The 13,632-nt window shown below is 49.6% G+C and carries 14 protein-coding genes; 10 read left to right on the forward strand and 4 right to left on the reverse strand.

All coding sequences use genetic code 11. The features are described from left to right. Positions 1-304: 304 nt before the first annotated feature. From WMO65_RS22550 to WMO65_RS22590, 9 genes are all read left to right on the forward strand, one after another. Positions 305-1,984: a L,D-transpeptidase family protein gene (locus WMO65_RS22550; RefSeq protein ID WP_033141342.1), complete on the forward strand. Its 1,680-nt coding sequence runs from the start codon at positions 305-307 to the stop codon at positions 1,982-1,984. Between the two features lie 152 nt (positions 1,985-2,136). Beyond that, positions 2,137-2,706: a glycerol-3-phosphate responsive antiterminator gene (locus WMO65_RS22555; RefSeq protein WP_081960317.1), complete on the forward strand. Its 570-nt coding sequence runs from the start codon at positions 2,137-2,139 to the stop codon at positions 2,704-2,706. Between the two features lie 112 nt (positions 2,707-2,818). Then, positions 2,819-4,282 (forward strand): NAD(P)/FAD-dependent oxidoreductase, encoded by a 1,464-nt coding sequence (locus WMO65_RS22560; protein WP_052099439.1) that lies wholly within the window; start codon positions 2,819-2,821, stop codon positions 4,280-4,282. Positions 4,283-4,304: 22 nt separating this feature from the next. Continuing rightward, positions 4,305-5,576: an NAD(P)/FAD-dependent oxidoreductase gene (locus WMO65_RS22565; protein ID WP_207727911.1), complete on the forward strand. Its 1,272-nt coding sequence runs from the start codon at positions 4,305-4,307 to the stop codon at positions 5,574-5,576. Positions 5,577-5,578: 2 nt separating this feature from the next. Next, a complete protein-coding gene (locus WMO65_RS22570; protein ID WP_033141338.1) occupies positions 5,579-5,950 on the forward strand; it encodes a DUF1667 domain-containing protein in 372 nt (123 codons plus the stop codon). A gap of 23 nt (positions 5,951-5,973) precedes the next feature. Next, positions 5,974-6,798, forward strand: coding sequence for an HAD-IIA family hydrolase (locus WMO65_RS22575; RefSeq protein WP_181014425.1), 825 nt, complete (start codon positions 5,974-5,976; stop codon positions 6,796-6,798). Further along, complete coding sequence (gene sfsA / locus WMO65_RS22580; RefSeq protein WP_033141337.1) at positions 6,795-7,478, forward strand: DNA/RNA nuclease SfsA; 684 nt, start codon at positions 6,795-6,797, stop codon at positions 7,476-7,478. The genes WMO65_RS22575 and sfsA overlap by 4 nt, the downstream gene beginning before the upstream one ends. Beyond that, positions 7,475-8,524: an A/G-specific adenine glycosylase gene (gene mutY, locus WMO65_RS22585; protein WP_148393578.1), complete on the forward strand. Its 1,050-nt coding sequence runs from the start codon at positions 7,475-7,477 to the stop codon at positions 8,522-8,524. Before sfsA ends, mutY begins: the two co-directional genes overlap by 4 nt. A gap of 4 nt (positions 8,525-8,528) precedes the next feature. Beyond that, on the forward strand, positions 8,529-9,545 hold the full coding sequence (locus tag WMO65_RS22590) for a glycosyltransferase family 2 protein (protein ID WP_033141335.1): 1,017 nt from the start codon (positions 8,529-8,531) through the stop codon (positions 9,543-9,545). A 92-nt stretch (positions 9,546-9,637) separates the two neighbouring features. Here WMO65_RS22590 and WMO65_RS22595 read toward each other — a convergent pair whose 3' ends face one another. The 3 genes from WMO65_RS22595 to WMO65_RS22605 all read right to left on the reverse strand — a co-directional run bounded on the left by WMO65_RS22595 (position 9,638) and on the right by WMO65_RS22605 (position 12,199). Next, positions 9,638-10,285, reverse strand: coding sequence for a phosphatase PAP2 family protein (locus WMO65_RS22595; RefSeq protein ID WP_033141334.1), 648 nt, complete (start codon positions 10,283-10,285; stop codon positions 9,638-9,640). Positions 10,286-10,422: 137 nt separating this feature from the next. After that, entirely contained in the window at positions 10,423-11,256 is an 834-nt protein-coding gene (locus tag WMO65_RS22600) for a glycerophosphodiester phosphodiesterase family protein (protein WP_033141333.1), read from the reverse strand. A gap of 19 nt (positions 11,257-11,275) precedes the next feature. Further along, positions 11,276-12,199 carry a diacylglycerol/lipid kinase family protein gene (locus WMO65_RS22605; protein ID WP_148393579.1) on the reverse strand — a complete coding sequence of 308 codons (924 nt, stop codon included), beginning with the start codon at positions 12,197-12,199 and terminating at the stop codon, positions 11,276-11,278. Between the two features lie 101 nt (positions 12,200-12,300). Here WMO65_RS22605 and WMO65_RS22610 point away from each other — a divergent pair, with 101 nt between their 5' ends. Further along, positions 12,301-12,771: a methylglyoxal synthase gene (locus WMO65_RS22610; protein ID WP_033141331.1), complete on the forward strand. Its 471-nt coding sequence runs from the start codon at positions 12,301-12,303 to the stop codon at positions 12,769-12,771. 77 nt (positions 12,772-12,848) lie between these two features. Here WMO65_RS22610 and WMO65_RS22615 read toward each other — a convergent pair whose 3' ends face one another. Then, complete coding sequence (locus tag WMO65_RS22615) at positions 12,849-13,625, reverse strand: N-acetylmuramoyl-L-alanine amidase (protein ID WP_033141330.1); 777 nt, start codon at positions 13,623-13,625, stop codon at positions 12,849-12,851. Positions 13,626-13,632 lie beyond the last annotated feature (7 nt).

The following is a 13,632-nucleotide window of genomic DNA, read 5'->3' on the forward strand; positions in this document are numbered from 1 at the left end:
TTTCTATGCAGAGTGTCACCTTTTGTCGTTTTCGTGCGTCTAATATATGGTTGGTTCATTCCCAGCAGAATTCTGTGACAGGATAGAATATGAAGAAAAATTTTCACATACAATAAAAAAATAGAAAGTATGACAAAAGCTTTAAATTTTTTTAAGGATTGATTTATATTTATCCGGTTGTAGAATTTTGTGTTATAATAGACAAGTATTCGCGCTTATGTCGAATACTGGCGGCTGCGGCATGGAAAATCAGGTAAAAATAGCTGCAGGCCGGACAGAAATGTAATATCGGGGAGCAAATTAAATGAAGAAAAAAACACAGCAAAAGAAGATGCAGCAGGCAGAGAAAAAGGCAGAAGCTGCTGTCCGTCAAGGGGAGAAAAAGCAGACACAGCCTAAGTCAGAGATGGAAGCGAAAATCGACTCTGCCATGGAGAAGATCATCCAGGATACCATAGGAAGCCAGGAGGAAGCGGCTGCTTACCGGGAACCGGATAAAAAAGCTGAGAAAAAGCAGAAAAAGGCAGCTAAGAAAGAGATAAGGGCTGAGAAAAAGAAGGGTAAAAAGACCGGAATAAAAATTGCACTGGGCATCACAGGAGCTGTCATCATACTGGCAGCAGCCGGCTATGGCGCAGGTGCTTACTATTATAAAGATAAATTCTTCAAGGGAACGACCATCAACCATATAGCCTGCGAAAATATGACCGTGGAGCAGGCAGAAGACCTGATCCGGAAAAAAGTGGAGGATTATTCCATCCGGGTGCAGTTCAGGAATGACCAGACAAGAGAGATCAAAGGCCAGGATATCAGCTATGCCTATGTCAGTGACGGAAGTGTGCAGAAGCTTTTGGATGACCAGAACCCATTTACCTGGATCAAGGGATATTTCAGAGGAACGGACTATGAGACCGCGGAAAACATACAGTATGACAAGGAGGCCTTAAGGGCGCAGCTTCAGTCCTTTGACTGTATGCAGGCGGCCGGTATGGAGGCTCCCACGGATGCGTACATTGATTTCCGGGAAAATCAATTCGTCATTGTGGATGAGACGGCAGGGACCACTGTGCAGGAGGATGTTATGTTCTCTGCCCTGGAAACAGCAGTGGCAGGCAGTCAGGAATCCGTCTCCGCTGAGGAGGCAGGCGCCTATGCGGCTCCGGCTGTCACAAAGGAGGACCCCACGCTGCTCCATCAGAGGGATGTGTGGAATTCCTGTGCGGCGGTGACAATTACTTACACCTTCGGAGACAAAACGGAAGTGTTGGATGGCATGACCGTGAAAGACTGGATGACGTACGATGAGAACGGAAATTATGTGGAGGACCCGGCAACCCTGGAGGCCAGAGTGACGGAATTTGTGGCCTGGCTGGCTGAGAATTATGACACAGTGGGCAGAGACAGGACTATCACGAGCACTGCCACAGGGGAACCGATCACGGTCTCCGGCGGCAATTACGGTTTCCAGATCAACCAGTTAAAGGAAAAGGCACAGCTTTTGGAGGATATAGCAAACCATGTGGTGACGGTCCGTGAGCCTGTATACTCCAAGGCAGGCGTGACCTACGGGGATAATGATATCGGAGGCACCTATGTGGAGATTGACCTGACAAGCCAGCACCTGTGGTTCTACAGGGACGGCGCGCTTTTGATGGATACTGACTTTGTGTCCGGTACTTATGTCATGAGGGACAGAAGAACACCGGGAGGTGTGTATTCTCTCATGTATAAACAGACAAACCAGGTGCTTAGGGGACGTAAACTGGAGGACGGCACCTATGAGTATGAGCAGCCCGTAAAATACTGGATGCCCTTTAACGGCGGTATCGGCCTGCATGACGCCAACTGGAGATACAGCTTTGGCGGTTCCATCTACCGGACCAGCGGTTCCCATGGCTGTATCAATCTGCCGACCTCGGCGGCGGCAACCATATATGAAAATATAGAAGCCGGCTGTCCTGTGGTATGTTTTTACAGGGAATAGGGAAGAAATTAAGTCTTGCAGGGCACAGAGGATTGTGCTAAGATATAAGAAGAGACAGGAGACAAGAGGATAAAGCCGTATCACGGCTTTATTGTCTTGTCTTTTTAGAATCAAATGGTTTACTAGTTTACAGTACAGAAATGGAGCGTCTCATGAAACAACAGGAAATTCTGGAACAATTTGAAGACTGCCCTGTGGTGGCAGCCATTAAGGATGAACAGGGACTGAAGCAGTGCCTGGAGTCAGAGATTGGAATCGTCTTTGTGCTCTATGGGGATATCTGTAATATCGGAGATATTGTAGAGCGTCTGAAAAAGGGCGGCAAGACGGTTCTGGTACATATTGACCTCATCGGAGGTCTGAGCAGCCGGGAGGTTGCCGTGGATTTTTTGAAGAATACCACAGAGGCCGACGGTGTGATCTCCACCAAGCCGGGAATCATCAAACAGGCAAGGGAACTGGGGCTGTTCGCAGTCATGCGTTTTTTTGTCATTGATTCCATTGCTTTTGAGAGTATCAGAAGACAGACGGAGAGTGTGCACCCGGATATGATCGAGGTGCTGCCGGGGGTTATGCCGAAGATCATTGCAAAAATCTGCACGCACAGCAGAACACCTGTCATAGCAGGGGGACTGATCGCAGATAAGGAGGATATCGTGGCAGCGCTCAGTGCAGGAGCCGTATCCATATCCACCACCAACCAGAAGGTCTGGTTTATGTAAAAACATAGATATAACGCTGGAGAACAGAGACAAAGCGGAGGACACATGTAAGAAGCATGTGTATTCGTTTTGTCTCTTTTTATTTTTTATGGAAAACAGGAGGAATGAAGAGATGAAGTATGATGTGGTGATTATCGGCGCAGGTGTTGTGGGAAGCGCTGTGGCAAGGGAACTGTCCAGATATGATTTAAAGACAGCCGTCCTGGAACGGGAGGAGGATGTGTGCTGCGGAACCTCCAAAGCCAACAGTGCCATTGTGCATGCCGGTTTTGACGCTGAGCCCGGTTCCATGAAGGCCAGGATGAATGTAAGGGGAAGTAAAATGATGGAGGCTCTGTCAAAGGAACTGGATTTTCCATATAAGAAAAACGGTTCTCTGGTCCTGTGTTTCCATGAAACGGACATTCCGAAGCTGGAGGCGTTAAAGACGCGGGGAGAAGAAAACGGCGTGGAGGGTCTCAGGATCGTGACGGGAGAGGAGATCCATAAATTGGAGCCGAACATTTCCCATGATGTGAAAGCCCTGTTATATGCGCCCACCGGCGGTATTGTATGTCCGTTCAAGCTGACCATTGCCCTGGCGGAGAATGCCAGTGTGAACGGTGTGGATTTCTTTTTGAACACAGAGGTTAAGGCAGTCAGAAAGCTTGAAAAGGGCGGTTATGAGATCGAGACTGACCGGGAATGTTATGAGACAGCCTGTGTCGTCAACGCGGCAGGCGTGTACGCGGATGTTTTCAACAATATGGTAAGCAAGAGGAAGCTTTCCATCACCCCAAGAAAGGGAGAATACTGCCTGCTGGATAAAAAGGCCGGAAATTTTGTGTCACATACCGTATTCCAGCTCCCCACCAAGATGGGAAAAGGTGTCCTTATCACCCCGACAGTTCACGGCAACCTTCTCGTAGGTCCTACTGCGGATGACATTGAGGACAAAGAGGGAATCCAGACAACAGCCCGGGGACTGGGAAAAGTGGCATCCCTGGCACGTGTCAGTGCCGCGGATGTGCCCCTGCATATGGTGATCACCTCCTTTGCAGGACTACGGGCCACGGAAAAAGACGAGGATTTCGTACTGGGTGAGGCAGAGGACGCGGAGGGATTTTTCAATGCAGCGGGCATTGAGTCACCGGGTCTGTCAAGTGCCCCGGCCATAGGGGAATATCTGGCGGAGCTTGCGGCAGAGCGTCTGCAGGCCAAAAAGAAAGAGAATTTCATCAGCACCAGAGAGGATATCCCCAATGTGGCACAGGCATCCCCGGAGGAGATTGCAGAGCTGATCAAAAAAGACCCGGCTTACGGCAATGTGATCTGCCGCTGTGAGACTGTGACAGAGGGCGAGATCATAAATGCCATCAGGCGGCCTCTGGGCGCCAGGTCCTTAGACGGTGTAAAGCGAAGGACAAGAGCGGGAATGGGCAGATGCCAGTCCGGCTTCTGTGCGCCCAGAACCATGGAGATCCTGGCAAGGGAGCTGCACATGGACCCACTGGAGCTGACCAAGGCGGGAAAAGGCTCAAAGCTTCTGACCGGCGTGATCAAAGAGGACGAAACGGGAATTACAGAGACATTCTAAACGGGGAAAGAGAGGAAGAATCATGCAGTATGATCTGATTATAATAGGCGGAGGCCCTGCAGGCCTTGCAGCCGCTGTATCTGCCAAAAAAGAAGGGGTGGAGAACATCCTGATATTAGAGCGTGACAGAGAACTGGGAGGCATATTGAACCAGTGTATCCACAATGGTTTCGGTCTTCATACCTTTAAGGAGGAGCTGACAGGGCCGGAATATGCCTGGCGTTTCATTCAGCAGGTGGAGGAGCTTCAGATTCCTTATAAGCTGCACACCATGGTGCTGGATATCCGGGATGGGGAAAACGGCAAAACAGTCATGGCTATGAACCGGGAGGATGGTCTTATGATGCTTACGGCCCGCGCTGTTATCTTAGCCATGGGCTGCAGGGAAAGGCCAAGAGGTGCCCTGAACATTCCGGGATACCGGCCGGCAGGCATATACACTGCAGGAACTGCGCAGAGACTGGTAAACATGGAGGGATATATGCCGGGCAGGGAAGTTGTGATCCTGGGTTCCGGTGATATCGGTCTGATCATGGCCAGAAGAATGACTCTGGAGGGAGCCAAAGTAAAAGTGGTGGCAGAGCTGATGCCCTTCTCCGGCGGTCTTCAGAGAAATATCGTACAGTGTCTGGATGACTTTGACATCCCCTTAAAACTCAGCCATACGGTGATCGACATTCAGGGAAAAGAAAGGGTGACGGGAATCACATTGGCAGAAGTGGATGAGAACAGAAAGCCGATTCCGGGAACAGAGGAATTTTACGCCTGCGACACTCTGCTTTTGTCCTGCGGCCTGATTCCGGAAAATGAACTGTCAGGAAAAATCGGTGTGGAACTGTCCCGCATCACCTCAGGTCCAGTGGTGAATGAAAGTCTGGAGACAAATGTGCCCGGTGTATTCGCCTGCGGCAATGTACTCCATGTACATGACCTGGTGGACTATGTGTCCGAGGAGGCGGCAAGGGCAGGCGCCTGCGCGGCAGCGTATATCCGGGGTGAGAAGGAGAAAGAGGATACAAAAGAGATTCCCGTCTTCGCTGTGGACGGTGTGCGCTATACCGTGCCCCAGACAATACGTCCTGCCTGTATGGAGGATACCCTCACACTGCGTTTCCGTGTGGGCGCTGTTTACCGGGACTGTTATGTGAGTGTGTATCTGGGAGACCGGCGGATCTGGCATAAAAAGAAGAGAAAACTGGCACCCGGCGAGATGGAACAGGTTGTCCTGAAAAAATCGGATTTGACAGACCGGGAAAGTTTCGATAAGATTACTGTGAAAGTGGAGGAGGCATAGAGATGGAAACAAGAGAATTGATCTGTATTAACTGTCCTCTGGGATGCAGCCTCACTGTGACCATGGAGAACGGAGCTGTGAAAAAGGTGGAGGGAAACACCTGCAAAAAAGGCGAGGCATATGGAACGAAAGAAGTGACCAATCCCACAAGGATCGTGACCTCCTCTGTCCGTGTGACAGGAGGCACACTTCCCGTAGTGTCTGTCAAGACAGCTTCCGATATTCCAAAAGGAAAGATTTATGACTGCGCGAAAGCTTTAAAAACCGTGGCAGTGAATGCCCCGGTACATATCGGTGACGTGGTACTTAAAAATGTGTGCGGTACCGGTGTGGATATGATCGCCACAAAGAACATTCCGGCGGTATCAAAATAAACAGGTTTTACAAGGAGAAAAAAATGCTGACAGATAAGAACGGTAAAAATGCAGAGAGCTTAAGAGACAAGAAACTGTATCTTCTGGATATGGACGGAACCATCTATAATGAAGATGAGATTTTTGAGGGGACACTGGATTTCCTGGATGAGATTGAGCGAAGGGGCGGACAGTACATATTTATCACCAACAATTCCTCCAAGTCAGTGAACGACTATGTGGATAAAGTGGCAAAGATGGGCATACGGGCCGGATACGAGAACTTCTACACATCCAGCCAGGCGACTGCCATGTACATCCATGAAAATTATCCGGGCCAGGTGGTCTACTGTATGGGAACCCGTTCTCTTGTCAAGGAGCTGCGCGAGGCAGGTATTCAGGTGGTTACAGAGGTGGATGACAGAGCATCCATTGTCCTCATCGGATTTGACACGGAAAATACTTCGGAGAAGATCAGGAATACCTGTATCATGCTTGGTAAGGACGTGGTGTATCTGGCTACGAATCCGGACTTTGTATGTCCGGTGAGCTTTGGATATATCCCTGACTGCGGCTCTATGAGCATAATGCTGAAAAATGCCACAGGAAAAGAACCATTTTTTATTGGTAAACCTGAGCCGATTATGGTAAACTGTGTATTAAAGAAGCTGGGAATGAAGGCAGAGGATGCTGTCATCATTGGAGACCGGCTTTACACAGATATCAAAACCGGAGCAAATGCCGGAGTGGATACCATCTGTGTGCTTTCCGGTGAAGCGACTACACAGGACATAGAAGAAGGAGATGTAAAGCCAACCTATGTCTTTGACAGCGTTAAAGAGATTTATGAGGGACTGACAGAAGCATGAGATATAAGAATATCAGGGAAGGGCGCTTTGTAAGCCGCCCCAACCGTTTTATTGCCCGTGTGGAGATCGACGGGCAGGAAGAAATCTGTCACGTAAAAAACACTGGAAGGTGCCGGGAATTGTTAGTTCCCGGTGCCTCTGTTTTTTTGGAGAAAAGTGACAAAAAAGAACGGAAAACAGCGTATGACCTGATCGCTGTGAGAAAAGGGGACCGCCTGATCAACATGGATTCCCAGATTCCCAACCGGGTAGTGGAAGAGTGGCTGCGAAATGGCGGCCTTTTTGGTGAAGGCGCATACATCCGGCCTGAGACAAAATACGGAACTTCCCGTTTTGACCTGTACATAGAACAGGGAGAGCGGAAAATTTTTATGGAAGTAAAAGGCGTGACCCTGGAGGAAGAGGGAATCGTCCGCTTCCCGGACGCGCCTACGGAGCGCGGCATCAAGCATATAAAGGAGCTGTGCCAGTGTATAAAAGACGGCTATGAGGCGTATATTATGTTTGTTATCCAAATGAAGGACGTGAGATATTTCGAGCCGAACAAAAAGACACAGGAGGCGTTTGCCCGGGCACTTTTGGAGGCAGAACAGGCCGGTGTGCATATTCTGGCCTATGATTGTTTTGTGGAACCGGATTCCATCTTTCTGGGGGAACCGGTGGAGGTACAGCTTATATGAAACTGGAAGAGATAATAAAGCCCCTGCTCTCCTGGTATGAGGAGAATAAGCGGGACCTGCCCTGGCGCAGGGAACCGACTCCCTACCATGTGTGGGTTTCTGAGATCATGCTGCAGCAGACTAGGGTGGAGGCTGTAAAGGGATACTATGAGCGTTTCCTTACAGCTCTTCCGCAGATTGAAGACTTGGCTGCCTGCCCGGAAAATAAACTCTTGAAATTGTGGGAGGGTTTGGGCTATTATAATCGTGTGAAAAATATGCAGAAGGCAGCTAAAGAGATTGTTTTGAAGTACGGAGGAGAGCTTCCCGCTGATTACGAGGAGATTCTGGAGCTTCCCGGCATCGGCAGTTACACGGCAGGTGCCATTTCTTCCATTGCCTACGGCCTGAAAAAGCCGGCCGTGGACGGCAATGTACTGCGGGTCCTTTCCCGGATCACAGAAAACGGGGAGGATATCCTGAAGCAGTCCGTAAAGCGCCGGGTGGAGCAGGAGCTGGAGGCAGTCATGCCTGCAGACAGGCCGGGGGCCTTTAACCAGAGCCTGATGGAGTTGGGGGCTGTGGTGTGTATACCGAACGGTATGGCAAAATGCCAGGTCTGTCCGGTACAGCATCTGTGCAGTGCCAGAGCTCACGGCACGGTTTTGGAGTATCCGAAAAAGGCAGCGAAAAAGCAGCGCAGGATTGAGGAAAAGACAGTCCTTCTCATACAGAACGGGCAGGAATACGCTGTCTGCAGGCGCCCGGACAAAGGGCTTCTGGCGGGTCTGTATGAATTTCCGAATATGGATGGCTGGCTGACCGAGGAGGAAGTGATCAGGGCGGTTGAGGCGTTAAAGCTCATGCCTCTTCACATAAAAAATGCCGGAGAGGCGAAACATATCTTTTCTCATGTGGAGTGGCATATGAAAGGATATGTGGTCAGAGTAGCCTCCACAGAGAAGAGGGCAGGAAATCTGCTCTTTATTGACAAAAAAGAGTCGAAGGGAAAATACCCGATTCCCTCCGCTTTTTCCGCATATAGAAAATATATTGAGGAGGACTAATAAAATGAAATTATTGTCCGTAACAGTTCCCTGTTATAATTCACAGGCATACATGGAGAAATGCGTGGATTCCCTGCTGGAGGGCGGGGATCAGGTGGAGATTCTGATCGTCGATGACGGGTCCGTGGATGACACGGCGAAGATCGCAGATGATTATGCAGCCAGATTTCCCGGCATTGTAAAGGCCATACACCAGGAGAACGGCGGCCACGGGGAGGCCGTGAACACAGGTCTTAAAAACGCCACAGGAATCTTTTTCAAAGTGGTGGACAGCGACGACTGGGTGAACAAGGAGGCTTATGACGCGATCCTGACAAAGCTTTCAGAGATCGTGGGAGGGCCCCAGACCCTGGATATGATGATCAGCAATTTTGTCTATGAAAAGCAGGGTGCCAGACGGAAGAAAGTCATGCGCTATAAGAAATACCTTCCCCAGGGAAAAATTTTCACCTGGGAGGAGATCAGTAAGATGCCGGTGGGCAAATATATCCTGATGCATTCCGTGATCTACAGGACCGGACTGCTGAGGGAATGCGGCCTGGAGCTGCCGAAACACACCTTTTATGTAGACAACCTGTTTGTCTACCAGCCTCTGCCCTCTGTGAAGACCATGTATTATATGGACGTGAACTTCTACCGGTATTTTATCGGCAGGGAGGACCAGTCAGTACATGAGGATGTGATGATACGCAGGATTGACCAGCAGCTTCTGGTGAACCGTCTCATGATCGATTCCGTGGCCGGCAAGAGGATCAGCGACAAACATCTGCGCCAGTATCTGCTCCGGTATCTGGACATTATCACAGCCGTATCCTCCATCATGCTGATACGCTCCGGTACGGAGGAAAATCTGGAGAAGAAAAAGGATCTGTGGAAATACCTGAGAAACGAAGACATCCATATCTACAGAAAACTTCGCCTGGGTATTCTGGGCAGAAGTGTAAATCTGCCTGGATGGAGCGGAAGGAATATTTCTGTGGCGATCTATAAAGTGGTGCAGAAGTTCTATGGGTTTAACTAAAGGATAAAGGGCAGCGGCATTTGCCGGGGAAGCCATATAAAAAGGACGTTCCAAAAGCGGAACGTCCTTTTTATATGCAGAATTGTGAATTGTTATTTTACAAAAGCAGGCTGTTTCTGTCGTGCCGGATGTTCTTTGTAGAACATCTGGTAGCAGAAGACATTCAGCGCAAATGCCGCCACCACATCCACAAGTGTATGCTGCTTCAGGAATACGGTAGCCATGATGATAAGTATGGTCAGAAGCAGGGTACCGCCCAGAAGGACGGGATGCTTTCTTGCTTTTGCGTTTTTAAACACTGCGGTACAGCAGGCCACGGAATTAAACACATGAATGCTGGGCAGTATATTGGTTGGAGTGTCGATCCGGTATAAATGCCTCACCAGCTCTATGAAGATGCTGTCACCCGTAAGCTTGGGACGCAGGTCCTGTCCGTTGGGGTAAATGTAGGAGATGACGAGAAACAGTGTCATGCCCACTCCAAGGGTAAATATAAGCTGGTAAAATTCCCGCTTGCTGTCATTAAATAATGAGAAGTACAAAACGGTCACTGCGATGTAGGCAAACCACAGCAGATACGGGACGATGAAATATTCACAGAAAGGGATATAGTCATCAATCTTCATATGGATGATATGAGGCCGGACATCGCGCTGTTCCAGATACTGGAAAGCTGTAAGATAAAAGATGCCGTATACCGGGATAATCCAGGTGTGTTTGTATTTTTTCAGCAGATTCACATAATCACCTTCTTTTCGATGCCGGAGCCTTTCTTTGTCCTGCCCATTATAGCACAGGAAAATCAAGATAACAATGGGATTTACAGTAAATTCAGAAAAGCTTCACATCCCATTCACACTCTGAAAAAAACGTCTGTTCATGCCTGTTTTGGCGGAAGAAAGCTGTCAAAAATGACGGAATCAAAACGCTTTTTACAGGTTTCATAGGCTTCCGGCGTGCGCAGTGTCCAGGCAAATACAGGTGTTTTGTACAGATGGCGGTTCAGACAGAAGCTCAGGTTTCGGCTGTCCTTATAGCAGTAGGCAATGAAGTCAGGGCGTCCGATGCAGTTGGTGAGCAGATGCTTGACCAGAAAGCTTAAGACATATCCGCCCTCAGCTACCGGACTTGTCAGGTTGGAGGAGAGCTGTCCTCTCACAACATCCGGCCGGTTGCGGCGGTACCAGAAAAGTGCCAGGGAATTAAAGGATTCGATACAGTAGCTTCCCTGATACCCTTGTAACAGTTTATCCACCAACGCACATGGATATGTATGGTGAGAGTGAAGTTTTATCTCGATCAGCAGGGGAACCCGTCCGTCCACAAGCTTCAGTACGTCCGAGAACAGCGGGATCTTCTCACCGGTATTCTGCAGGGAGAGCTTCTGCAGCTCCTCGTACGTCTTTGTCTCCAGCGGGAGGTCAATGCCGCACATACGGCCCAGTGTGTAGTCATGGAAAACTACGATCTTGTTGTCCTTAGTCACCTGGACATCCAGCTCAATGGGATATCCGCACAGAACTGCCCGTTCAAATGCCGGCATGGAATTTTCCGGGATGCCCTCCCCGGGGTCGAACAGGCCCCGATGGGCAAAAAGCCTGTGCATAAAGGCGCGCGTCTGCGATTTTCTTGTAAAACGCGGCATGATACAGTAAAAGTAAAGTAAAAAACCGAGCAGTACAATGGCAGCGGTTATCAGCAGTAATTTCATAAGTTAAACCTTCTTTCAACTATCCGGTGATGACTGAGATCTGTTCCCGGGCTGTCGTTAGGGAAAGAGAGTCCCTGAATCCAAAGGATTCCCCGTCACAGTGTACAGGGAGAGGACGCCGGCTGATGATCTCCACCACATGCCCCTTTTGTATTTCTATGCCGCGGAACCATATATGTTTCCCGATAAAGGCAGTGGGCAGCATGGTGATGATCTTTAACTTGGAGAGTTTCCCGGCTACACAGATATGTATATTTCCGTCTGCGTGATCCGCGTCCGGACAGAATTTGCATCCTCCGCCCTCATATTTCAGATTCATGCCCGCCACGAAAAAGCAGCGGGGAAAACGGCAGATCCTCTGCCTGTCCAGCCGGATATCCACACGGCAGGGGCGGTAGAGAAATAATTGTTTCAGGGCAATGGCCGCGTAGGTGAGCTTGCCCAGATGGTATTTGTTCAGAAAATCCTTGAGGCCGGAATTCAGCGCCTCGTGGCAGATGGAGGCATCAAAACCAATGCCTGCACTGATGAGGAAATACCGCTTCTCCCCGTTCGACTGCGCGATTCCAATGTCCATCTTCTCTATGTCTGCCGGGGCCAGGATCTGTTCCACGGCTTTTTCGGTGTCTTTGGTAAGCCCAAGGCCTCTGGCAAAGTCATTGCCGGAGCCGGTGGGGATATAGCCCAGGGTAATGTGGGTGTACACGGTTTTCACAAGCCCGTTCACCACCTCATTCACGGTGCCGTCACCGCCCACAACAACCAGGGTGCAGGGTATGGAAAGGGCAGCGATCTGGTGTGCCAGCTCAGCAGCATGTCCCTGCTTCTGGGTAAAATAGGCCTCATATTCCAGATTTCCCTCATCCAGACGTTTTTTTACACGGTCCCAGATCTCCTGTCCTTTGCCGGAACGGGAGCGGGGATTGATGATAAAATAGTACATATGCTTCTCCTTCTTTGCCATTATTGTAGCAGTTTCCCGTTGTGAGGACAAGTAAAATATGTTATGATAAAAAAACAGTGAGCTGAAAGGAGTTAAGATACATGGACAATGAATTTGTAACTTTTACAATAGGTAAGAAAAAACATATTGCGCTGATCGCCCATGACAATGAAAAACCGAAACTCATCGAATGGTGCAAAGAGAATTATGATATACTGAAAAACCACAGCCTTTACGGAACCGGCACCACAGCCAGACTGATCGCGGACAAAGCAGGGCTTCGTATCAAGGGATACAACAGCGGCCCTCTGGGCGGTGACCAGCAGATCGGCGCCAAAATCGTGGAAGGTGTTATTGATTTTGTGGTGTTTTTCTCAGACCCTCTGACGGCGCAGCCCCATGATCCGGATGTGAAAGCCCTTATGCGTATCGCACAGGTATATGATATTCCCATGGCTATCAACAAGGCTACAGCGGATTTCATGATACATTCCCAGTTTATGGACGCAGAATATGACCATGAAGTGATCAACTTTAAAAAGAATGTGGAGAGACGTGCGGATTCCATGTAGGGATACGTGTTCACTCTATAAAAACAGAAAAGATGTCTTCCTGCCGTAAAGCAGAAGACATCTTTTTCTTTGTTATCTCAGGTAGTGATCCAGGTGCTGTATCCTGCCCGCCGCAGGGTCTGCTCCATCCTGACGGCATTTGCCAGATACTGATAAGCGCCAACCTGCACTTTATAAAAGCCGTCCTCACTTAAAATGTATGCCGGAAATCCCTGGTCCTGCAGTTCATAGAGCAGGTTATCGGCGTATTGTTTTTCCCGGAACATGCCCACCTGTACCCGGTAAAGCACGGGCTCCCCTGCAGGCGGCTTCTCCACCTCTTCCTCCTCCAGTGTTCCCAGGATCGCGTAGGCGATGCTCTGGGCGATCTCATCAAATTTCTCGTCAAACAAAGCGTTGTCCGCGTCGTTGTTGATAAAGCCAACTTCAACCAGTACCGCGGGCATCTGTGTGCGGCGAAGGACTACCAGACCGGGCCTTGCCCTTACGCCCAGGTTCTTAAAGCCAAGTTCCCCCAAGGCTCCATTGATATTTTCCGCCATGTCAACCTTTCGTCCCGACAGGTCATAGACCAGGGATTCCACGCCGGAATACTGGTTGGGCTGAGGACTGGAGTTCCGGTGGAAGGAAATGAACCAGTCTGCCCCGGTCTGATTTGCGATGCGGGCTTTCTCAAATGGTGTCTGATATACATCGGTGGTGCGGGTGTACACCACATCCACCCCGTTCTGGGAGAGAATCCGGCCTACTGCCAGGGCCAGGCGGAGATTGTCATCTTTCTCCTGTCTGCCCTTATAGACAGCGCCGGGATCCGTTCCCCCATGCCCGGCGTCTATTACAACTTTATATGCCAAATGGTGA

It is taken from the genome of Blautia caccae (genome assembly GCF_040095955.1).
Lineage (GTDB): Bacteria > Bacillota > Clostridia > Lachnospirales > Lachnospiraceae > Blautia > Blautia celeris.